Genomic DNA, 23,770 nt, shown 5'->3' on the forward strand with positions numbered 1-23,770 from the left:
TGTCCGAAGAAATGTGTATTTTTCATCTGCTGTATTTATTGGTTGTGGTAAACTGAAAATACAGAAAAGGGGAAGCTTCTCAAACGAAGCTTCCCCTAAATTTTAAACCGTTTCTCGGACAGTAGTGATAAAAAATAAATAAATAATCAGTTTTTGCTAAAAAAAAATGTACTAATACAATAAAAATTTAATCAAAAGATTGAATCTTTAACTTCACGTTATAAATCGTAAGCAGAAGAATAGCCCCGAGCAGAGATTTGTGATTACTGAGAAGGGGAAGAGGGTGGCAAAACCTGGATATCTTTTCTCAGATTTGAATGAATTTATTTCAATTTACAATTATAAAGACTTAGTTGACTAAAATTCATTTTCGTAGTAGATTTTATAAAATTTTCTCCCATTTTCGTCAATACCTTGTTCTATAAGTTCCCTATTTCCGTGAATGTAGATATCGAAATTCTTATCAAGCCTAAGAATCCTTTTAAAAACCCTTGATTGTTTCTTTACAGCCTGAGGAGATATTTCAAACTTGTCAGAAAATCCAATTTCGTTCTGCTGCCTGTAGATTTGATCAAATTTACGAAATGACTCAATAACATTACTATCTCTAAAAACCTCTTCTTCAAATTCATTTTTATCGAATGACTCACGTCTTTTAAAATAATCTACAGAACGATTGAGAAAGTCAATTTTATCGGCTTTATTAATCTCTAACTCTACGCCAAGTTGATTAATAACGAAGTTTTTGGCAATTGATAGAAAATCTTTTGTAAAGTGATAATTATCGGATGCTGCTTTAATATTTAGAAAATTATCCTTCCAATATTGAGTATCATTTGATTTATTTGAATCAACTATACAAACTTTATAACCATTGGAATGTTCGATATTAAAAATTAAACAGCCTTTGTCAAGTTTTTTTATATCAATTCCTCGTTCATGATTTACACTAAAAATATTTTTATTGGAATAAAATTTCAAGAAAACATCTTTAACTTCTGATTTGAATATACCTAAAGCATCTGTGGAAACACCTTCAAAGGAACAATTTTTAAAATAGCAAATACATAATTCTCCTGAATTTACTTTAGGATGAATAGAAACTTCATAAAGGTGTTTAGCAATATCAACTGATCTATCATAAATTGTGTCAGGATTTGCAAATATCCTTTTTACAAAGGAGTATACCTCATTTAAGTTAAGCTCAGAAGAGTGTGTGAAATTGTAAATCTCATTATCATTAAAAGGAGACAGAAAATATTTCAACAAAAAATTAAGTGTTTCTTGATCATCAATATCTCTAACTCCAGAAAATATCCCTAATTCTTCACCACGAAGTCTATTACCGACTTGATGAATAGCTATTTTCTCAAGATAAACATTAGTAAAATCTATCATTCTATGATATTAAATTGTTTTAGTTTCTCAATTTTTAATCTTTCAATTTCCTTTGATAGTTGCTTTTTTAAACCTTCAATGCTCTGTAAAGATTTGACTTGATGGTGATTTGTTGATAGATATGGTTCTGATTTAAATACCCCATCATATCCTTGCTTGTTCTTTAATGCATTGGAAAAACTATAGGTTACTCGATAAAACCCATTCTTAACATTAAGGTAGTCAAATTTATAAAAAACGGAGATTTCCTCTAAAAAGATTGATCCCTTGGCATTTTCTTCCGTCAATTCTTGCAATGTTTTTAGACCTTTCCCACTGTAGTTAATTACTAAATCCTTATCCGCTTTATCTTTGTACAGTTCAGGGATAGGTGTCTTTTCATCAAACTTAAATTTTATTGATTGGATATCGGGTTCTTTTAGAATTGAAGATGATGCAACATTGCTAAAGCCTAATAGAAAATTAACTCTTTCTAAATTGGATTTGAAATTTTGAAACATAACTTTTATCTTCTTCTCTTCAATAAAATCAACTCTTAAAAACTCGCCTGCTAATTCTTTAACGATTCTATTAGCTATTAACTTATCTTCCCTCGTAATGGTATTTTCAGAAACAACTATAAGCTTATCATCTTGTTTTCTCACGACGATTTCTGATTTCCCCCAATTGGTATTTACTGCTAAACTGCTCGTCGGGTCTTTAATTTCTGTAATCAATGAAATCTTGAATTCATCTTTATTAACAGAGTCTTGGATGAACTTTATTTTATCATGGTTGACAATTTTAATATTTAAGCCTTCTGTTAAGTTATCAAGATTTGGCTTAATTGATTTAAAAACAGATTCAAGAGTTTGATTTTGTTTAATGTTATAAAACTCGTTATTAGTATGGACATTTCTATTCTTAATATTTATATACGACTTGAAATCTTCTAGTTCATTTGGACTAAAAAGAAGAGTGGAAATCAGACTGATGAGCTTAACCTTATCCGAACTTTTAACAAAAATCCCTTTCTTCGCTAAGAAGTAAATCAAATCACTAGAAGTAATTGCCTCTGTTTTCAAGAATGGTTTTAGCAAATCGCCATATGGTAAAATATTAAGAAATGCTTCATTTATGTGCTTATCAGAATCTAGTGGTTTTTGCATAGACTCATCATACTGCTCGTTACTTCTGGTTATAACTTGTGTTTTTGGAAGAGAATCTAAGGCATTAGCATCTGCATTTATGTATCGAAATATTCTTATTTTCTCATCAAGAAGCTCTTCATTAAAAGAGCGAATAACTTCCTTAGCATCATTCCCATGAACTTCTTCGTCATAATCAGAAAAATACAAGCGATATTCATTACCAAAACCACTAGTCAGACGAATAGTTAGCCAAATGAGTTTTTTTAATGATTCCGAAGAAAATGGATCTGAACAAAATAGTAAAAAGCTAATTGTTGACCTATCTTCTTTTGCAATAGGAATAACTGATGAGTTAACATATTGTACGGGTAGTTTTAAGCCTCGCTGGCCAATTTTATTGGGACTTTGGTTTGCTTCTGTAATTGGATAAAGGAATCTAACAGGAACATTCTCACGATAGTTTTTAGCTGTTGCTATGCTACTTATGATAAAATTCGCTTTGTTATTATCAATAAGGAAATAATTCAGATTTTCATTTAATAAATTCCTCCTATAATTATCCTTTGCGTGATGAATGAAATTGCTTGAAATTTCGCTGGATTCTGTGGTCAACCAAAACAGTACGCTGTAATATTCAGTGTGTTGATATAATTTAAGTGGAAGGGAATTTTTTTGCTTGAAATCACCTAAAACCAATTCAGCATCCCGGATGTACTTTACAATTTCTGCTTTTGATGTGTTTGGATATATAAGGTCATGAATTGAAGAAACCATTATAAAATCACCTGTATTATCTTTCAATTTACTTTCCAGGCTTCCAACAAACTCTACTTTGTGAACATCATTTTCAGAGGTATATTCATTAAAAACCTCAACTTTATGATTCTCTCCGAATTGGTTCCAGCCTATTAACCCTAAGATCTTCTTTGCGATTCTTTGATTGAAAGGAATATTCTGATTCTCTAGAGGTGGTGCTAAAGAAATGAAAGGATTTTCTTCCATTTGGTTTTCAATTGCGGTTATCCATTCTAACAATTTTGAATCAAAATCTGCTCTTTTTATTTCAGTACCGACAACTGAGCTTGTTGCAAAATGAATAGTTAAAACCTGAACTATTATCTCTCTAACATTTGGAGATATTTTTGACTTTCCTTTTTTTTCATAATAGAAGTCAATTTTTGTAGAGGCTTGATCAATAAGGGTTTGAATGTTTAGTGATTTAAATTCGCCAATCTTTACCTTTCCAATCTCTTTTTTCTTTAACAAGTTAGCTGCTGGATTACCTACCAACACCAATTCATATTCTTCTATTCCAGGTGAATTAATTTCTAGCTCTTCACACCATCTTTTCGCAGCAGCAAGTCCGATAATATTTTCAGAAGATTTTACTTGGGTAACTTTTGCTTTGTTATCAAGATATTTCCACAGAATATCAACCTTCTCTGATTCATTTAATGGCTCTACGGTTACAGAAAGCCAATTATTATCAGTTTCTAAAGCATCCAAAACAGAAATTATTGTTTGAATGATATATCCTCTTATTCCAGCGTTACCACTCATATTTTTTTATAAAAAATTTATTTACTTTGATAGTTTTACCAATCTTCTTTATATGGCACCAAAAAATTCTATTAAGTTAACAGCAATTAGATTTACATTTTTTTATCTCCATTCTTCTCCCTTTGGGAGTAGCTAAATTATAATTCGGACTGAATTGAATTTTCCATATCCTCCTCATTGAAGAGGAGGCGATTGTGAGTTGTATTATTCAAGCTAGTGCTTCCACTGGATTGAGAGGTTTTCCGGGTTTAAGCCCAGAAAGGGTGATAAAAGTTGGCTTTTCTACCTCACCCCTTCCCACTCCACATGGAGAGTGCTATCGGCTGTGGTAACTGGTAGCTTTCAAGAATAAAAGACTTAAGCAAGAAAAGGAATAAAATGAAGGAAAACATACCCTGTATAGGGTATTTTTCATGAATATTGGAGGAAATTTCAAGATTTTAGGCTGAATAGCCAAAGAATTGGTAGGCTTGTGGGAGATCGATGGATGGAATGCAACTGAGTTACGTGATTATATTTCTAATATCCTCCCTCGTCGATCCATGGTAAAGGGAGTTAATTCTCGGAGAAATCTCTTTTAGTTTTTTTAAACTAAGTTTACTCTTTAAGAAAGTTTGCCACTTAGCATACCTTAGATTTTTCTTGTTTGAAACAAAGATACTCAGCCGAATAAATAATAGCTCAAGGTTCATGTAAAACGCACCGCAGTAAGCAAACGGAATAAAGCTTATTGATAAGATGATAGGCAGAAGAAAGGATCCGAGGTTTGGAATGGTAGCAAAACCTCTAAAATCAGCCAATATGTGTTGAATTGAAATTCCAAGCATGGCAAATCCGAAAATAACCAAAACCCAGTCAATTAATGACTTTACTTTCTGTGTTTTCTCTTCCCTGCCAGCAACTACTTGGATCATCATAAGAAATAAAATAATGGGTAGGAGTAGTAGTTCAGTCATCAATCCAAATTGATGAAGATTCACAACGAACTCTAGGATCAAAACTAATTTCAAACTCTCACGAAGAAGGTTTTTGAAGAAGTCTCTTTCTTTATTTGCTTTGGTAAGACTGATTATAATTAAAACTGCCGAGCCTATAAACCAATATATAGAGTCTTTTAAAAGTGAAAAATCCCAAAAATTAAGTTGATGCAGTAGAAAAACAATAAGACTGGAATACAGAAGTGCTAAAAAGATGACAAACAGAATACGGGAAGCGAAGAAGGCTTTTACCACATTACCAGATAAAATTCGAGTTTTCCTATTAAATTGAAGGCCTAGGATACTTAAAAATATCCAAATTATAGCAGCTAGTTCTCTGTTGCTAAAAATAATTTGAAGTTCATGAATGTTTAAGCTCAAGGTATATTATGGTTAGTTTTAAAGACACTAAGAAAAATTTGCTTATTTTTATAAATCATCTCAAACTCTTGATGCATTACTACTTCTAATAGCTTCTTCAATTTCTGACTTTGACCTAAAATCGCCTGCAATGTTAATAACAGTAGGTAATGTTGGAAGCCGCAAATCAAAATGTCTTTTTTCTTCAAATTTGAAATAACTAAAATGAGTTATATTGGTCAATCTATGATCAATATCTTCTTTATCGACTGGACTTGTAAGTAAAAATCCAAATGGCGGAAATGCGATTTCTGTGATCATTATTGGTTTTGGACCTTTTTTGAGATTACCAATGTATGATTCAGAGATGTATCTTAAGTTCTCATCTATTTTGAAATAGGCCCAAATTTTATATTCATCTGGCAAAGGATTACTTCTTTTATCCAAAACAAACTTAACCAACTTTGGATGCCTCTTTCTGAAGTCAGAATCATTTATTGCAAAAAACATCGTTATTATCTGTTTAGAAATCTTTAGAGGGTATAATTCATTTGGGATATAAAGAGAGGTTTTCCCTTTAGCTCTTTTTAAAATGTCCATGCTATAATGACACCAGTCCGAGAATGAACCTGCATACCACCCTCCTGTATTATTATTACATTTTCCACATATTGTTGAGAATGTTACGCCTCCTTGGTAAATCCTCTTAGTACTGGGAAGAATAAGAGGATTCTCAGCCCATTGATCGTCAGTATAGAGATATTGTGTCCATCTACCTTTATTAAATGCACTTTTAGGAGGGACGTGTTCCTTGCTTAATTCTTTATAATCACCACATATATTGCAGATCCCCATTTTACCGCTCATCCTTCCCCCCTTCCACAAAGATTTGTACGGCAAAAGATTGGAGATCAAAGGCTCTAGCTTTTGCTCTATGTTCAGAAAACCTCTTAACTATTAAACAGATAGATACTTTGTTAGCTGTTATCATATTCCTATCAATACTCAAACACGTTTGATTGTTTAAGAATTTTATTCACTTTCCGGTCTTATGCTTATGCGGCTTTAGTGATTGTGTATTACCCGGAGTATCCTTATTATCCCGTTGCCGCCTATCTGGTTTTCCAGTTGAATCTGCAATTCTCTTTGGTCCCGGTTTGATTCCGTTTTTAGTTTCCATGTTTGTGTGGTTTTGATTTAACATGTAGGGAAGCTAACCTAAAAAATGGTAGAACCTCTTGCTAAGCAACAACTTAGACACAAAATGTCGGGATAGTTTTCAATGACCAAAAAAATCCAATCAACTAGTCAAAAGCCGTCCTATTACAAACACGGTTCTCAAGCGAGAAAACACCTTGATAAATCATCCTAGGTCTTTGTCATCCCAGGGTTATCTATCATTCGCTTCATGGTATCAAAAAATGCCTGATAAAATGATTCGTCCTTGGCTGTCAGCTTGTATAGCTCTAGCTCCTGTCTTCGCTGCTTATTCAACACTTCTTTAAGCATATGATGAAGTGCCAGTTCTCTCGTATGGCTATCGGGATTATTAAAATACTTTTCTTCAATATCCGGATGCTCGATCAGCTTTCTGGACACTTGGATAAACTTTACACGCTGGTCTTCCGGGGTAGCCTCCCAGCCATGAAACCATCTTTCATTGAAGGTTTTGATGATTTCATCCAATTGATCCTTTTCTTCCTCTCCCCCATGGGTACCTCTTGGATTTGGATTTTGGGGATCCAATTCTGTTGAGGAGTCGTCCAGGTCAATGCTGTAATTAAGTTTGGTACGCTCCAATCCATACGTGGACAAATCCACTGATTCCAACAATTCATCTATCAATTCATCTTCTTTGGTTTTGACATTCAATTTTGGAACAAGGAATTTTAAAAACCAGAAGAGCTTTTCCCAATCCAACACTTCATACTCCATAATCGAAGCCATCTGACCATAAATTTTCACAAACTGCTTGGCCTTGATTTTGAAGTCCGCTTTTTCTTCATCTTCCAGTTGCAGCTCCTGATTAAAACGGTCGGCGGCAACATCTACCAGCGGACTGAGCTGCTGTGCATCCACTCCTGCAAAGTATTTTTCCACGAAGGTCTCCACCTCTGACCACTCATACACCGCAGCTACATCCAAGTTGCCCTTCAACTCGTGCAGCACATTGATGTCCGTTGCGCCACTCAGTGAGGTGGAAGTATAGAATGGATCAAAGGAAGTCTTGATCTCATCCACCTGGTTAAAGAAGTCCAGGATAAACAAGTCTTCTGTTTTCTTACCCAGTTTATCAGCAGCACGATTCAACCTGCTCAATGCCTGGACAGCCAAAACGCCCTGTAGTTTCTTATCCACATACATGGTACATAACTTAGGCTGGTCAAAACCGGTCAGGTATTTATTGGCCACGACTAACAGGCGATACTCGTCTGAATCGAACTGATCCCGGGTATCTTTTTCTACAAAGCCATTTAAATCTGCTTCTGCGTATTCCACACCATCTACGATTTTCTTTCCGGAAAATGAAACGGCTATTTTAAATGGGTTTCCTTTGTCTGCCAAAATGCGTTTGATGGCCATAAAATAACGAATGGCCGATTCAATATTTTGGGTAACCACCATGCCCTTGGCTTTCCCTTTTAGCTTTTTGGTATTATATACTTTGCTGATAAAGTGCTCCATCATTATCTCTGCCTTGGTGGCAATGGTACGCTTATCCCGCTCTACGTAGGCACGGAGCTTTTTCTGTGCCTTGGAGGTTTCGAATTTGGGATTGTCTTCGATGGATTTTTTTATTTCATAGTAGCTTTTGTAAGTCGTATAGTTTGCCAGTACATCCAGAATAAAACCCTCTTCAATGGCCTGTTTCATGGAGTATAGATGGAAAGGTTCAAAAGAACCGTCTTCCTGTTTGGCACCAAAGCGTTCGAGTGTAGCGTTTTTGGGTGTTGCCGTAAAAGCCAAATACGATGCATTGCCCTTCATCTTGCGGGCTTGCATGGCTTTTAAGATTTTGTCCTGAGCATCTTCCTCCTCTCTGTCTTGAGCGGAGTCCTGAGTTTCCTCATTTTGCCCTACGCCCATTGCCTGGTTCATTGTACCACCAGCCGTTCCGCTCTGTGAACTATGTGCTTCATCTATGATTACAGCAAAACGCTTGTCGCTGAGATCAGCAATACCATCCACGATGAAGGGGAATTTCTGAATGGTGGTGATGATGATCTTTTTACCTTGCTCCAGACTGTCTTTTAAGTCTCTGGATGAATAAGCTGGGGCAACAATGTTTTTGACTTCTGAAAATTCCTTGATATTCTCCCGAAGTTGCTTGTCCAATAATCTTCTATCGGTTACTACGATGATGGAATCAAACAAAGGGGTTTGCCTGCCTTTGGAACCGGGCAAGTCTTCCCGTTCAGGATAGGTTTCTATGAGCTGATACGCTGCCCAGGTAATGGAATTGGACTTGCCTGAGCCTGCAGAATGCTGGATCAGATAGGTTTGATTGGTGCCGTTTTGAGCTGCATGCCTGAGTATCCTTCGCACCACATCCATCTGATGGTAACGCGGAAAAAACAGGGTTCGCTTGCTCAAGGCATCTGTGGCTTTTCCATCAAAGCGGACAAAATGCTGAATGATATTGGCCAAGCTTTTTCTGGTAAATACTTCTTCCCAGAGATAGCTGGATTTATGTCCAAATGGATTGGGAGGATTTCCTTTTCCCTCGTTATGGCCTTTGTTAAACGGTAAGAAAAAGGAATTGCCTCCAGTGAGTTTGGTACACATGTACACTTCATCGGTATCCACCCCAAAATGCACGATGCAGCGACCAAACTGTAGCAAAGGCTGCCGAATGTCTCTATCGTACTTGTACTGTTTGATGCCGTGAACTTTGGCAGTTTGTCCTGTCCAAGCGTTTTTGAGTTCCAGCGTAGCGATGGCTATCCCATTAACAAACACCACCATGTCAATTTCTTCGCGAAGATTGTCGAGATTGTAATGAACCTGTCGGGTTACGCTAAACTCATTTTTCTCAAAATTGTCTTTTACCGTTTGGCTATCCCCTGCTTTGGGAACATGAAAGAGAAAAGTAAAAACAGCATCCTCCACCTCCAAGCCTTTTCGTAGGACACGGAGAACACCATACTTCTTCACCATACGATCGTAGCGTTCCAGAATTTTAAGTTTCCAGTCAGCTGAGCGCTGCAGTTTTTCGAGTTCTTGGTTTTGGGTTTCTTCTAAAAAGTGCCAGAAGCGAGCTTCGTCTAAGGCGTATTTGGCATTAAACTCTTTGGAATCACCGATGTAAAAGTCTTGACCAGAACCATACAGAGCTCTAGCTTCCTGCACTGTATTGCCCATCTCACGAATTTCCTCTATGGAGGTTCCAGTTAAGGTCTTTTCTATGGCGGATTCAAGTGCGGCTTCGTTGGTTTTACTTGGGCTCATTTTGTAATTTCTTTTGGTATGCTATGCCTTCATTGCTCAATCTGTATTTCTGTTTAGAACTTGTTGGTTTATCAGGAATGGTTCTTTCTACCCATTTTTGTGCAATAGCAGGGTTTAGGTATTTCTCCATAAAATTGTCACGATGCTTTAAATCAAGTCTATTCATCAATTCTTCACGCATCATTTCACCCTGTAAAATTAGAATCACGCGCTCAGGCTCTGTTAAATTATTAAAGAATTGAACTTGCCCAGTGACTTGCCCAGTGACTTGCCCGGTAACTTGCCCGGTAACTTGCCCGGTAACTTGCCCGGTGTCATGAGCGGTACTTGCAGAAGGACGCCAAACCGTGACCAAAAATGATTTATTATCCTCAAAATCCGGAGCTCTAAGTCCTCTCTCAGCGGAAAGCGCAAACATTTCCGGAATCCCAGTACCAAAGCGCTCGATGGCACCTGTCAAAAACATGCAATTGGCCAAGGTAGGGTTAAAAGGATAGGAACTATGTGGTTCCTTTAACTGGGAAATATCCAGTTCTCTGGGTAAGGAACCCGGATTGGAGATCTCTATCCGGTCTTGAAAAACAGAAACCTGGATACTGCCTTTGCTGTAATAATCCCGATGTGCAATGGCATTGATAATTCCCTCTGCTATTACTGCACGAGGAATTTCATAGGTGGTATCTACCAAATTTGCTTTACTTCTGTCGCCTGTGGAAAGGCTAATTTTGGAAAGCACAAAGTCGATGGCATCATCTGCCATTTGAAAAACCGTCCCTCCGAATTCCTTGTAGTCCGGAATAGGTTTCCTGACCTTAAACCCGTGAAAATGGGCACACTTGACAGTAGCAGCGGGAAAGTAAAACTGGGGATTTTTCCCGAAAGTTAAGATGGCACTGTTGGTCAGCTGCCCTTGTCTTATCAAGCGTAAGTGGGTAAGGATTTTTTCTTTTGGATCCGTTTCTCTAAGCGGAAAATTACGCTTGGCCCTTGCCTCACGAACAAATGTCCCCAAAGCTTCTTCCGAAATATCATCCAGACTGGCTTTGCTCAGGGTACCACTGTCAAAATCATCTGTATCTATTTTCCCAGTTTGCTTGAGATATAAAATGGCAGAACGGTAGACTTCCCTTTTGAGATCGGCCAAAGTCTCAAAACGCTTTCTGGAGACCTTTTCTCCAACTTTTTCAATGAATGTCAGTTGCTTCGGGTGGCGCTTAACTCCATGATTCCCCATAATAAATACCCAACAAGTTTTGTTATATTCTTGGGCTGCATCAAATTCCCGTTCGGTAGGAGAAATACCCTCACTGTCTTCAAAGCCATAATCTGCACCCAAAATACCCAAATAGATATCAGCATTGTTGACTTGTTTGAGATATACTTTTTCTGGGCTATCTCCTGTCGCAGCTACTTCCTCAAACAAAAAGGCATCAAAAAACAGCCTCAGCAAATCGTCTTCCCTAACATAGGCGGCTAAAGCTTGCCGGATTTCCGCAAACTCCTTTTGAACACTTGATATGAAGATGGTTTCTTTAGGCATTAACTTATGCTTGAATTTGAGATTAAATAATCCATACCAAATTACTACCCCCCTAGTTTATATTTTGATTTATGATTAAACTTTAGCCAACCTCTCCAATTTGTATGAACCAAGGCTTCTATCTCTAAAATATCTAAAACATGGATAAATAGATACAATTCAAGCTTTTTAGACAAGTCATAAGCATATTCAGGAGAAATTTCATTGGGTAATTTACCGCTATGCATCAATTGATCTCTGATAGTTTTTAATTCGGTCAAGTCGAGAGAAACATCCCAATTGTTTCGCAAAAAATGATTGTTGATTTTTCTTTTAAAAATTTCATCCCAGGCCGTTATTTTCTGAATACTTTGAAGGAGACTTGACTTTTGAGATTCATTGAAAGCAGTAGGGTTTTTCAAAAGATACTCGCTAAAGTTTTTTTTCAAAGACAGCTTTAAGCTTTTCATTTCACCATTCAGAACCTTCCATGCATTTTTATCATTGGCTTGTTCTTTAGCAATTTCACTCCCTAGCCTTTCTAAAGAAACAATCAAACTTGTTAATTTTAACTCTAAAAGTCCAGTAGAAGCAGAGATTGCTAAGGTGTTGCCAATATCATTAATACTTTCTAAATCAAATTCACTTAGCGTATCCAATTTCTGTAGCCCTTGTTCAAAGTATTGTAAGTAATCACTTTTTCTTTCCAGCATTTTATAATCTCCGCCAAAAAATTCACCTGAAATATATTTATCCAGGTAAACCAAGTGGGAGTCATTAACGGTAATGGCTCTATAGGAAACCTGAGAACAACTCAAAGGCCTCATGAGTATGCATAGCTTCCTTAAAAAATCATTAACTACATCTAATACGATATCGTTACCTTCTATAACCACCTCATTACCTTCTAAAATGGCTCCCATTAAGATTTGGGTTCTTCTTGCTGTCGATTTAGAATGTTTGGTAGGTTTAATTTGGATTTTCATCCCTTTATATTCAAAATCTATTAAAAAGGGGAAGTATACTCCAGATAATTTTGAGGATACTTTTTGTACTGAATTTTTTTCCCCGATTGTTAAAGAATTACAAAATGCCATGACATCATTATTAGTTGACTGAAAGTCATTTGCAATTTGCCCCGTACAAGAATGGCCATCCTCAAGTTTTCCGGTAAAATAAGCCCATTCAAATTGACCAAAAAAGAACTTTACTGTACTAAAACAAATTAAGGCCCCCGTTGAAAAGCATAACAATTCGAATGAGATTGTCTCAGTCATTTCACCTTTCACCAGCTCACCAGTCCCCTTAAATTTTTTAAACTTAGAGGAGCCAAGGATTGAATCAGAGATGCTATGTAAGGATTCATCAAACATCATGTCACTTTTATCTTCCCCGTCACCGCACTGTCTATCAATGTAGCTTTGTATTCTTTAAGCTTTTCGATTTGGATTTGTTGTAAGGAAATGGCTTGATCGATTTTGGTAGATTGGGTTTTGATGTGTTGAACTATTGATATCTGTTCTGCTACTGGTAATAAAGGAATAAACATTTTTCCCACTTCGTCTTGGCTTATATTGGGATCGACACGCGAACCTTTGGCAACAAACATCCAATGTGGTCTATAAAATTTTACATAAAAATAAAGGAAGTCATGATTTAGTCTTTTTGAAGGTAATATACCGCACAAAGCTTGGTTTATAGTGCCTGATAATCTTAAAATAGAATGCTTTCCTATCGTTCCTGGTCCACCGTACATTGCAACGCATACGGTATTTTCGGGCATTAATTTACATGCTGTATCCCTAATTGCAGCATCTGTTATTTTAACTGGCGTACTGAATAATTCACCGTTGTTTAAATCAGTTGTCCTTACCCAAGGGATATGACCATTATAGTATTTACTTACATTTCCACTTTGTGGAGTACTTCCACTTGTTGTAGAGGCAATTTTTCGAATTTGAGTCACCTCCCAATGCTCCGGAATCTGCCCAATCCATTCCACCCCAGACTCTTTGAGCCTTACATGTGGATCTAACCCTTTGGTTACCGCATTTTGAATGATGATTTGCTTGCGTTCTTTAAGCAGGGCTATAAGCTGCTCTTTTTGGGCAATGGCTTTGTCTATTTTGGTGGTTTTATCGTCTAGGAAGGCAGCTATGGCGGTTTGTTCTTCTTTGGGTGGGAAAGGGAATATAAACCTTCGAAAATCTAAGTAACTTATATTCTGTCTTAATCCAGAACCTAATCCATAAATTATTTTATTATTATCTATGGCTCTAAAAAAGTAGTGGTAAAACCTTGAATCAGCTATCTGTCTGAATTTTAGATTTAAGTAAGCATTTGTAATAATGCCATTATAATCCGAGTATGCACTTCGCAAACTGACTTTATCATTCTGCAAATCTGTTGGGCGAAATATTAGATCCCCTTTATTTACAAGTTGGTAAGTCTCAAATGATTCAGGAACAAGTCCAGTTAGTTCCTCTTCTTGCTTTACTCTGATCTTCCCATAGCTCAAAGATAAAACAGTGTTTCTAACCATTCCTGTATTCTTTGACTTATTTTCTGAGATAAACCTCAACCCAGAATGAAGCTTCCAATGCTCCGGAATCTCTCCCAACCATTCCACTCCAGAATCTTTATAAGCAGAGTGTTTTTGAAAAGTTGTTTTATTCATTGCTGTTCTGCTTTAGGGTTTGTTCTATTTCTTCAATAGTAGGCAGGCTGGATTTTAAATTTTCCGGCAACACTTCTGTCAGTTGAAATTCACTAACACCCATTGGCTTATTAATGTCGCGCAGGGCAAACTCAGCTTCAATGTTGTTTTTATCCCTGCAAAGCAAAATACCAATCGTGGGTTTGTCGTCATCCCCTTTTAGCAAACTATCTACTGCCGAAAGATAAAAGTTGAGTTTACCGGCATATTCGGGGATAAAGGCGGTATTTTTAAGTTCAATCACTACGTAGGCTTTTAGTACTACATGGTAAAAAAGCAGGTCTATGTAGTAGTCTTTGTCAGCAATCTGTAAGTGGTGCTGCCTGCCTATGTAGGCAAAGCCCTTGCCCAGCTCCAGCAGGAATTTGGAAATGTGTTGAACCAATTGGGTTTCTATGTCTCGTTCGTTATAGGTCTCGGCCAAGGCAACAAAGTCAAATACATAAGGGTCTTTCAGGCTTTGCTGAGCTAAATCAGCTGTGGATTTGGGCAGTGTATGTTCGAAGTTGCTGATGATTTTACCATTACGCTCGTACAGGTTTGTTTTTAACTGCAACCCCAAAGTTTCCCTACTCCAATTGTTGTGAAGCGTTTGTTGTTGATAGAAAATGGCTTCCGCTATACTTTTTGATTTGGTGAAGATGAGCACGTTATGTCCCCAGGGCAATTGGTCAACAATGTGTTGACCAAAATCCAGCACCAGCAATTGGTCAACGGTCTGTTGACTGATCTCTGAATGATAAAACTGGTAAAACTGCCTGCAATATTTCAGGTTGGTTACCGAAAATCCTTTCATTTCCGGAAATGCACTACCCAAATCTTTTGATAGTTGCCCTAGTAACTTATCCCCCCAAGCCGCCTTCATCTGCTGCTCGCTGATCATTCTACCCAGGTCGAAATAAAAGTGGATTAACTCTTTGTTGGCTGCCAAAGCAGCTTTTACACGAGCCACATGCACTTTCGCTTTTAAGGCTTTCAGCCAATCCTGATATTCTTGGTTACTTTGTATTTCCATTGGCTTACAATCCTAAAATTTCCATGATCAACCCTTCATTTTCCTGTTCTAATACCAAAATTTCCGCACTTACTTCCTCAATGCTTCGCAAAGGTTTGTGCTGGTAGAAGTACTTGTTAAAGCTGATTTCGTAGCCGATTTTGGTTTTGTCCAGATCTATCCATGCTTCATCCACATGGGGTTTTACTTCCCGTAAGAAATACTCGTGGATGCTTTCTGCCAAAGGCACACTTTCGCTGTCACGCAGATCAGTTTGGTTTTCGTATATGATGTATTCGTTTGGTCTTCCGCTTGGATAGTAACCATAATCCGGCAGTTGATTTACAGTACAGTCCAAGTGATGCAGGAGTTGGTCGAGCTTGTCCCCACTCAGCTTTTGCGATTTCTTTATGACCTTTTCGGCTGTCTCGTCATACCAGCTTACCGCTTGTAAAATGGCATTCTTCTCGGAGGCCGTCAGTTTGCTTTTGCCTGCCTTCCCTTCAACCTTGCTCAGGGCAAGTAGTTCATCGTCCACCATTTTGGAGAAGACATTGTAATCACTGTATTCCTCCGTGCCTATGGCTGCCAATAATTGTTGCGCAGTTTCCAACAGGTCTCTTTGCTTTTTCCAGATGGCAGCTGATGTAAGTGATTTACGCTTTTTGGCGTTTAAGTCCAGGTCGTTTTTCTCACACCAATCCAAGAGTTCTTTTTCAATGGACTTTAAGTCAGCATACACCTTTTCACCATGGGTTTCATAGGCCCACTGCATCGGTTCTTTGAGGGTTTTATCAAAGCGTAAGTCTGCAATGCGTTCGGCAGAAAACTGTGCTTTCAGTCTTGCCGGTCGGTCAATGGTTACTTTATAATAGCCGAAATCGGAGTTGTCAAAAACCTTGGCAGCGATTCCATCATCTCCTTGTCGCTCAATAGTTTCAAAGTCGGTATAGGCTTTTTGAATCTCTGCAATGTGATTGGCTGTGAGCTCGCAGTTCTTATTGCCCAGGTTTTTACGCAGCTTGGCAAAACGCTGAGAAGCGTCAATAAGGATAACTTTTCCTTTTCGATGTTCTGCCTTATTGTTATGCAATATCCAGATATAGGTGGTAATACCCGTATTGTAAAAAAGGTTGTTGGGTAACTGAATGATGCAGTCCAACCAATCGTTTTCAATGATATGCCTACGGATATTGCTTTCCCCTCCTCCTGCATCACCGGTAAACAAACTAGAGCCATTATGTACTGAAGCAATGCGGGAACCCAGAGGACTTTGGCGCGTAGGTTTCATTTTATTGACCATCTCCATCAGGAAGAGCAATTGGCCGTCAGAACTACGTGGTGTGGCATCTACTTCCTCGGTATTGCCCCTGTAATCTTTGAGATTAACTAAAAAACGGGAATCAATGATAGCGCTACCATCTTTAATATTTTTCACTTCACTGGCCCATGACTTCCCATAAGGAGGATTGGAAAGCATAAAATCAAAGGTATGTCCAGAAAATTCATCGGTGGAAAGTGTAGAACCCACACGGATGTTTTCGGGGTTGTTGCCCTTGATCATCATGTCAGACTTACAAATCGCATAGGTCTCATCATTGATTTCCTTACCGTACAGATACACATCACCCATCGCACGGATAGCCCCTTCTTCATCCTTGATAAAGTTTTGGGATTCGGTCAGCATCCCTCCCGAACCGCAGGCCGGATCGTAAATGGTCATCACCGGAGGCAATTGGTCTTTGATGGGATCAAAAACTATGTGGGTCATGAGGTCGATTACCTCACGAGGTGTAAAGTGCTCCCCAGCTTCTTCATTGTTCTCTTCGTTGAATTTCCGAATCAGCTCTTCAAACACATACCCCATTCCCAAATTGGAAAGAGGCGGTAGTTTTCTACCGTTAGGATCCTCCTTTTCAAAGGGCGTAAGGTTGATATGCGGAGAAGTGAATTTTTCCAGTACGTCCAACAAAATGTCTTTTGAAGCCATGTGCCGGATTTGGCTTTTCAGCTTAAACTTCACAATGATATCTACGACGTTTGGGCTAAAGCCATTGAGGTAGTCCTCGAAGTTGGCTTGTAAGATTTGCTGACTGTTGGTTGCGGTGTCATATAATCTTTGCAGCGTCCATTCACTGGTATTGTAGAATACAAAGCCACTGGCATCTCTCAATCCAGACTCGTCCCATTCCGTAAAACCCGCTTCATCCCGCTGAAAGGCAAGCTCTTCCATCACGGCATCTTTGGTAGGCTCTAGTAAGGCATCCAGTCTGCGCAACACCACCATTGGCAGAATGACATCGCGGTATTTACCTCTGACATACACGTCTCTCAGGCAATCGTCTGCAATGGACCAGATGAAGGAAATTAATCTATTGTGTACGGTTTGGTTCATATTTTACTTTCTACTACTTGTTAATTCTGGTTCTTATTTACCTGTCCAGAAGTCAGGACATTCTCTAACCTCCAATTAGATAGCCTTTTGCTTTCTTCATGAATGATAGTTTGGTGATTCATTAGAAATTTTCTGCAAGCTAAAAAAACCTATGCCCGCATGAGACTTAAAATATCCGAAAAGGATTAAGAATTAAAGATATAAAAGTTCAACCCTAAGAAAAGGTATTTTATGAAGATTTGGGATTTATTGGACTTGATACAGAAAAGTTTTCCGCACTACATATAGCTTCTCAAGTGTTGGAATAATCTGTAGTCATTCTGGTTCCTACCCGACTACTTTCTTCTGAAGAAGTATGAATATGGAAAAGCAAACCTTCAACATCTTTCAGTTTAGCTCGGCTTTCGGTTCACTTTTCTTCGCCAGCACAGTGATAAAAAGTGGAATCAATGTCGACGCAAAGTTGGCGCAGTGTCGAAGGACTAGACCATTTCGTTATGCATACTTCCCATGTAATAGAGAGATAGGCATCTGCACTAGCACGATACTCCAATTTTGTAAAGATGCTTCACTCAGGTAATACTTTTATTTAGGATCATCGATCTTCATAATCAACAGGATATTTGTCCAGCTAAGATTGTGAACCCACTGTGTAGCTGATTATGAATTCTCTACGCGGTGCGTAGAGAATTGCCCGTAATCCTGAAACGTTAAAACTGCCTCATATTCCACTGATAGGCTTCGGAAAAACCCGCTGTCAAGATATCGGACAAATGTTGGGATAGCCCCTGCACGGCTTTGACCAGCTTGCTCCTACTCTACTTTTCATCTGCCGATTCGGCACAAAAAGTAATAGTAGAAATCCTTTAATTTTCGGTTTGTTTGTCCGCATACGTAAGATCGAATAAGTGGATCCAGCGTAGGCAGATTCAAAGATCAGATGAAGGATGCTGGTCTACCTGAACCATAGTTTAAAACAGAAGGTATATTTATCAAGGTTTTAAAACGCTCTGTAAAAAGTTCGGGGAAAAGTTCATCTGCTGTTGCTAGAGAAAAAATAATTATTCTCATCAAAGAGGCACCATCTCTAACCCGGGAAGAACTTGCTGTTGTGTTGGGAATTACTATTAAAGGCATTGATTATCAATTGAGTAAAATGAAAAAAGAGGTAATCCTAAAAAGAGAAGGATCGCGAAAAACAGGTATCTGGGTTTTAAACCCTAGTACTAGTAGATAAACTAGGGTATAACCTAGGAGATAAAGTTAATAAGCTTGGCAGTACCCTCATTCAAAGAAGACCATATATCAGCTACCATCATCCGTTGGGTAAGCTGCACACCGAAAGGAAAGGTGATTTTAAATCCTACATTAATCAAAGCTCCAAAAGGAAGCATTGAATACGTAATTATTCATGAACTGTGTCATTTAGTCCACCATAATCATACACGTGCTTTTTATGCACTACAAGAAACCATCATGCCGGATTGGAAGGAAAGGCTGGAGCATTCTCTAGTGCAGAAGGGATTGCTTAACAAATAACTTTCGGAGCATATACTAAGCTCAGAATTAACGCTCCAATGTAGCTATCAAAACCAAAACCTCCATGCCATAGGGGTTCTCCTTAAGGAGAGTTACTTTCTCAGAGAAGCTAATTTCAGACTCATATAATATCTCTATAACATCCATTAGATCTTCCATAGGAACGTCCGAATTAAGATATATCTGTTTAATCTCAGAAAGACTAAATATTGACAATTCAGGCAGTCTTTGACTTATATAATCTTCCATTTCTTGCCTACGTTTCTTTATAACATTATACCCAAAAAAACCCATATCGAAACCGTTTAGTTATGAATAATTAAAATAAGATACCCCCACCAGAAGCAGCAACATCACTACACAAAATAAACTAGAATTTAGCTTTCATATTCACCAGCCAGTCCCCGTCTATTTTAACAACCTCCATCACTTCAGATCTTCCATTGGGGTTGGCAATGGTAATCCAAGCTTTATTCCCTACTATAGAATCATTTAGCATCTCAAATTTAAAATCAGGATCTACCGGAACAATACCCATACTACTGGCCATATCCAGCATAGCACAGGTGGACTCGGTTGCATACTTTTTAGCTTCTTCCACCTTCCCTTTAGTTAAGTTTTAAGTGAAATTCTTTACAGCTTCCTCAGGTCCTGAAGAGCAGGAAAAAAATATGGCCGCTAAACATAAAATTGTGAGTGACTTCTTCATTGTAATACTTGTTATCGATTCAACTATTAATTTTTATAAAGCGTAAAATCTAAAAATCATTATGCTATAGCTCATAGCAACTTACTCCCCTCCTAATGTATCATCACGATTAATTCGGTTCCTACGCGGACGCATCACTACTTTAGTAACAGGTAGTGGTGGAAATATCTTGTCATGGGTCAAACTGTTTCCCTCTACTCTGGTCGGATTATGATAGATGACCTGATCTCCAGGCAAAATTTCTTTTTTGACATTCCCTTTATCAAGATGATAATTCAGCACTGCATAAGCCCGATCCCAGTCATATTCATTGAGCCGGATAATATCCTGAAAAGTAGGTATGGTCATATCCAAATGCGTTAAGGAAGTTATAATGCCTCCTTAATATCGGAAAAAATAATAATTAGTCAAATCAATTACCCCCTAATAATCAAATGCCCCAACTCGGGTGTATCCAATACCCTTTCCATTTCCATTCGGATAATCTCTTCCACCTCACGCTTAATCCTCCGGTAGTTCTCCTCCACATCCTCCTGTGAGATATCCCTTACTTTGGGTATGGGCTTGTAACTTTCCTCCTCCAATTTAAGCGCTGAATGATCATTGATTATTTCCGCATGAAATGCTTTCAGATCAATCTTCTGGTCTGGTGTATCCGCCACCATTCCCACAAATTCACCGGAGGAAAGTGCTGAGATAGTAGAAGCAGGAACAGCCTGGTCCAGCTGAGTTGATTTGCTCAGCGAAGTTTCTGAACTGTTGATGGAAATACTCTCCCGACTCTGAATGATCCTCCCAAATCGTTCGGAAAGTTGCTTAGCCGTATCCCCCAATACCTGACCACTGATGAAATTTCCCACCGTATTCATGATGACCTCTGCCTGTTCCCTACCGTAATCCTTTTTTAACTGGCTGTAATCCTGCACCCCTAAGCAAGTGGCGACCTTGTTGGATCGTGCAGTCGCGATGAGGTTGTCGATGCCATTGAAATAGATTGTTGGAAACTCATCAAACACCAGACTGGATTTCAGTTTACCTTTTTGATTGACCAGTTTAACGATTCTGGAAATATAAAGTGATAAGACTGCCCCATAGACCTGCTGCTTTTGTGGGTTGTTTCCCATGCAGATAATTTTAGGTGCCTCAGGATTATTCAGATCAAGAGTAAATTCACTGTGAGAAAGCACATAATAAAGTTGTGGAGAAGACAGCCTAGCCATGGTGATCTTGGCACTGGCCACCTGACCCTCGAGTTGGTCAAAAGCTTTTTTGACCAGCGCAGAAACAAAGGGATTGATCAACACTTCTATTTCCGGTTCGGTACGCAGCACTGTAAAAAGCTTTTCATAGTCTACCTGCATTAATTCAATCACATGCGGAAGTGTGCAGTATTTGCCCCGCCTATGTTTCTTCAAAAACCAGATGATGGCAGTCAAAAAGTTGATCGGACTCTCTACAAAAAAATCCCCCTGCTTGCGTATCCACTCTCGGTTAAGTCCTAACATAATGGTACGGGCAGCTTCAGAGGCATCAGTAATATCCAGCATCGTATCTGGTTCCAAAGGATTGCAGCGATGGGTATGTGACAGTCGATCAAAATTGATCGTATAGAATTCAGGCTTTATACGATAACCTGAAAAATTATTCTGAAGCGTATTGTATGCTATGCGTGATAGATCATCGTACTTAAAGTCATAGACAAACATGGAAAAGCCCTTTCGGATATGCTGGGTGATTACATGGCGGATCACAAAATAACTTTTACCCGAGCCTGGTGTACCTGCTACCAATAAAGCCCTGAATGGATTGATGATATTAATCCATGAGTTACGGATCTTATTTTTCAGTTTGTATTTAGCCGGGAGATTGATTGAGTATTCATTCCCCAGATACCGCTCCTCCTGTGGGAAAGTCTCATTTAAATAATTAAAAACCTCCTGGTTCAAACGGTTTTTTAACAACCTACTTAGCAAGGAGCCTCCCATCAGTATAAGTGCGTAACCCAGACTAGTTAAGGATATGTAAACAATGCTTGCTCTATCCTCGGACAAAAGCAGTCTATAAGTAAAATGACTCAATCCATAAACCAGAAATCCAATAAACAGTGGCCATAATACCTGAGATAGTTGGAGTTTGTCATCCTTTTTACCTTTAGCCCCGATCAATGAAATCAGTAACAATCCCAGAGCAAAAACCTTTGACACATAAAATTCATTGAACAATCCTGTATTCCGTAGATTGACCAATAGCTTCTCTGCAATGGCATGGGTTAAGCCCCAATTACCAAACGAGTAATAGCAATAATAATAGAAATGCAGGCACAACAACCCTATACTCAACTTTCGGGTGAGGTCGATGATTTTTCTCAGTCCTTCAATATTCTCCCCAGTCTGCATGGCATTGGTTTATAGGTGTCGCTTCTTTCGTTTCCTCTTTTTCTTCTGTCTTAATTCGTAAGGGGTTGGGTCTTCTGTTTGATGACTGTTAATTGAGATTCCAATATCCGGAAGTTCCACTCCCACATCCTTGGAACCACTACTTTCTGTATGGCTAACAGTAGATAAATTGGGAGCTTCCTTAGAGAATTGTGCTGAAAGGGCATTTGCAGAAAGAGATTTATCTAAAGCAGATCCATTAAACACGCTGCGGCTAACATTATCCACGTAAGTAACCCCATACAATCTACCCTCAGCATTGATTCTAAATACCGGTCGAATGCCTTTACTTCTGAGTCTGATTGTAAGTTCTACTGGGGATTTACTTGAACCCAAAGCAACCAATACAGCCTCACGGACATCATTCCTGTATGGCTTACGACTTTCCTTGTTTCGGACAAACTGTAATTCAAGATTTGCCAAGGTGGGTCTACTATAAATCGAACTAGCTTTGATCGGCACCCCTGTCCTTTTTCCCTCTGGATCGAGAACAGAATAGACCAGCCCCATATTCTTAAACATTTCACTCTCCGGTTCACCCCGACAGGCACCTACATTAAATTGGCCCAAAACCGCATTCAGTTCATGTAAAGAAGTGAACCGATAGGTTCTAATTACCTCTGACACAATATTGGAAATAGCTGCTTTTGTTTCCCGGGCTCCATAACTTGCTTTCTCCAAAGGCTTAAGCAGATTAACTTTTTGTTTCTGCTGCTCTTCCGCTTTTACAAGATGGTATCGCTTCTCAATTTCCTTTCGGGTCTGTTCTGAAAGGATCCTACCCAGGTTATGCGTTTCAATCCGCTTTCCTGAACTTGAAATATTGGTAGTCACTATATGCACATGGGGATGCGCTGCATCAAAATGCTGATAAAGCAAATATGGCTGTTCCCCAAAACCAATCCCAATCAGGTAATCAGCTGCAATCTTTTGAAAGGTAAACTCATCTACTGTATCCCTTGGAGATAAATTAAGTGAAATATGGACGGCGTTCGTTTTTGTCCTTTGATTCAACTTCTGAAAGTTTTCAAAGGACTGGATCTTTGCATTAACTGTAAGATTTTTAGCTGCAAACCCTCCCATCTGAACTAGTTTTGCCTGTCCGTTTTTCACCTTCTGTTCATTGTATCGAATCACCCCTCCGATAGTCTTTCCGGTAATGATTTTCGCAACCAACTAGCTTAGAATTTTCAACTCTTCAATCAAGCTATGTAGCGCATCGATTTTTGCTTTTGTACGCTCAAAATGAGGTAGCATTTCCTTCACAAAAAAGACACGTTCTTTTGGATCAGCCTGCATATGAAAATAGTGCGTAATCTGATTGATATTCACCCCGATTTTATTCAGTTCATTTCTGAGCAGTCCCAATTCAACACGCGTCTTTTCAACGGATTCGTTTCTCGTATTAACTGTCAATTTTCTTTTGAAAAGCATGTCCCTTACCAGTTCACTTATCGTCTGACAATAGGCAGCTTTTTGAAGTAATGAATTGAGCTTTTGCTTTTCCTCGTCAGTCAGTCTTACCGTGAGCCATATGGGCTTTTCCTTAGCTGATTTTTTCATAAAGGGAACAGGATTATAAAATTCGA

The 23,770-nt window shown here is 38.5% G+C and carries 19 protein-coding genes; 1 reads left to right on the plus strand and 18 read right to left on the minus strand.

Annotated features, from left to right (window positions below):
• Nucleotides 1–357: 357 nt before the first annotated feature.
• The 12 genes from ESV85_RS16640 to ESV85_RS16690 all read right to left on the minus strand — a co-directional run bounded on the left by ESV85_RS16640 (nt 358) and on the right by ESV85_RS16690 (nt 18,635).
• A complete protein-coding gene (locus tag ESV85_RS16640) occupies nt 358–1,398 on the minus strand; it encodes a nucleoid-associated protein (RefSeq protein ID WP_146919579.1) in 1,041 nt (346 codons plus the stop codon).
• On the minus strand, nt 1,395–4,088 hold the full coding sequence (locus ESV85_RS16645; RefSeq protein WP_146919581.1) for a hypothetical protein: 2,694 nt from the start codon (nt 4,086–4,088) through the stop codon (nt 1,395–1,397). The genes ESV85_RS16640 and ESV85_RS16645 overlap by 4 nt, the downstream gene beginning before the upstream one ends.
• A gap of 503 nt (nt 4,089–4,591) precedes the next feature.
• Nucleotides 4,592–5,446 (minus strand): hypothetical protein, encoded by an 855-nt coding sequence (locus ESV85_RS16650; RefSeq protein WP_146919583.1) that lies wholly within the window; start codon nt 5,444–5,446, stop codon nt 4,592–4,594.
• 60 nt (nt 5,447–5,506) lie between these two features.
• A complete protein-coding gene (locus tag ESV85_RS16655) occupies nt 5,507–6,310 on the minus strand; it encodes a hypothetical protein (RefSeq protein ID WP_146919584.1) in 804 nt (267 codons plus the stop codon).
• Between the two features lie 151 nt (nt 6,311–6,461).
• Entirely contained in the window at nt 6,462–6,605 is a 144-nt protein-coding gene (locus tag ESV85_RS22345) for a hypothetical protein (protein ID WP_191322037.1), read from the minus strand.
• A 188-nt stretch (nt 6,606–6,793) separates the two neighbouring features.
• Entirely contained in the window at nt 6,794–9,874 is a 3,081-nt protein-coding gene (locus ESV85_RS16660; protein WP_146919586.1) for a type I restriction endonuclease subunit R, read from the minus strand.
• The gene (locus tag ESV85_RS16665) at nt 9,861–11,414 is read right to left on the minus strand and encodes a Fic family protein (RefSeq protein ID WP_146919588.1); all 1,554 of its coding nucleotides are present in this window, start codon (nt 11,412–11,414) and stop codon (nt 9,861–9,863) included. Before ESV85_RS16665 ends, ESV85_RS16660 begins: the two co-directional genes overlap by 14 nt.
• A 44-nt stretch (nt 11,415–11,458) precedes the next feature.
• Nucleotides 11,459–12,769 (minus strand): hypothetical protein, encoded by a 1,311-nt coding sequence (locus ESV85_RS16670; RefSeq protein WP_146919590.1) that lies wholly within the window; start codon nt 12,767–12,769, stop codon nt 11,459–11,461.
• The gene (locus ESV85_RS16675; protein WP_146919592.1) at nt 12,766–14,070 is read right to left on the minus strand and encodes a restriction endonuclease subunit S; all 1,305 of its coding nucleotides are present in this window, start codon (nt 14,068–14,070) and stop codon (nt 12,766–12,768) included. The genes ESV85_RS16670 and ESV85_RS16675 overlap by 4 nt, the downstream gene beginning before the upstream one ends.
• Complete coding sequence (locus ESV85_RS16680) at nt 14,063–15,124, minus strand: YhcG family protein (protein ID WP_146919594.1); 1,062 nt, start codon at nt 15,122–15,124, stop codon at nt 14,063–14,065. The genes ESV85_RS16675 and ESV85_RS16680 overlap by 8 nt, the downstream gene beginning before the upstream one ends.
• 4 nt (nt 15,125–15,128) lie before the next feature.
• Complete coding sequence (locus ESV85_RS16685) at nt 15,129–17,498, minus strand: class I SAM-dependent DNA methyltransferase (protein WP_146919596.1); 2,370 nt, start codon at nt 17,496–17,498, stop codon at nt 15,129–15,131.
• 936 nt (nt 17,499–18,434) lie between these two features.
• Nucleotides 18,435–18,635 (minus strand): hypothetical protein, encoded by a 201-nt coding sequence (locus ESV85_RS16690; protein ID WP_146919598.1) that lies wholly within the window; start codon nt 18,633–18,635, stop codon nt 18,435–18,437.
• A gap of 135 nt (nt 18,636–18,770) precedes the next feature.
• On the opposite strand from ESV85_RS16690, the gene ESV85_RS16695 reads away from it, so the two are divergent.
• Nucleotides 18,771–19,037 carry a M48 family metallopeptidase gene (locus tag ESV85_RS16695; protein ID WP_223276027.1) on the plus strand — a complete coding sequence of 89 codons (267 nt, stop codon included), beginning with the start codon at nt 18,771–18,773 and terminating at the stop codon, nt 19,035–19,037.
• Nucleotides 19,038–19,064: 27 nt separating this feature from the next.
• Here ESV85_RS16695 and ESV85_RS22665 read toward each other — a convergent pair whose 3' ends face one another.
• The 6 genes from ESV85_RS22665 to ESV85_RS16720 all read right to left on the minus strand — a co-directional run bounded on the left by ESV85_RS22665 (nt 19,065) and on the right by ESV85_RS16720 (nt 23,744).
• Nucleotides 19,065–19,196: a hypothetical protein gene (locus ESV85_RS22665; protein WP_262713339.1), complete on the minus strand. Its 132-nt coding sequence runs from the start codon at nt 19,194–19,196 to the stop codon at nt 19,065–19,067.
• 211 nt (nt 19,197–19,407) lie between these two features.
• Nucleotides 19,408–19,638, minus strand: a complete 231-nt coding sequence (locus ESV85_RS16700; RefSeq protein ID WP_223276028.1) for a hypothetical protein — start codon at nt 19,636–19,638, stop codon at nt 19,408–19,410.
• 189 nt (nt 19,639–19,827) lie between these two features.
• Entirely contained in the window at nt 19,828–20,094 is a 267-nt protein-coding gene (locus tag ESV85_RS16705) for a hypothetical protein (protein ID WP_146919600.1), read from the minus strand.
• Between the two features lie 68 nt (nt 20,095–20,162).
• Nucleotides 20,163–22,142, minus strand: a complete 1,980-nt coding sequence (mobC, locus tag ESV85_RS16710) for a conjugal transfer protein MobC (protein ID WP_146919602.1) — start codon at nt 22,140–22,142, stop codon at nt 20,163–20,165.
• Between the two features lie 9 nt (nt 22,143–22,151).
• Nucleotides 22,152–23,357, minus strand: a complete 1,206-nt coding sequence (locus ESV85_RS16715; protein ID WP_146919604.1) for a relaxase/mobilization nuclease domain-containing protein — start codon at nt 23,355–23,357, stop codon at nt 22,152–22,154.
• On the minus strand, nt 23,358–23,744 hold the full coding sequence (locus tag ESV85_RS16720) for a plasmid mobilization protein (RefSeq protein WP_146919606.1): 387 nt from the start codon (nt 23,742–23,744) through the stop codon (nt 23,358–23,360).
• Nucleotides 23,745–23,770 lie beyond the last annotated feature (26 nt).

The organism is Algoriphagus aquimarinus, assembly GCF_007997215.1.
In the GTDB taxonomy this organism is placed as follows: Bacteria; Bacteroidota; Bacteroidia; order Cytophagales; family Cyclobacteriaceae; genus Algoriphagus; species Algoriphagus aquimarinus_A.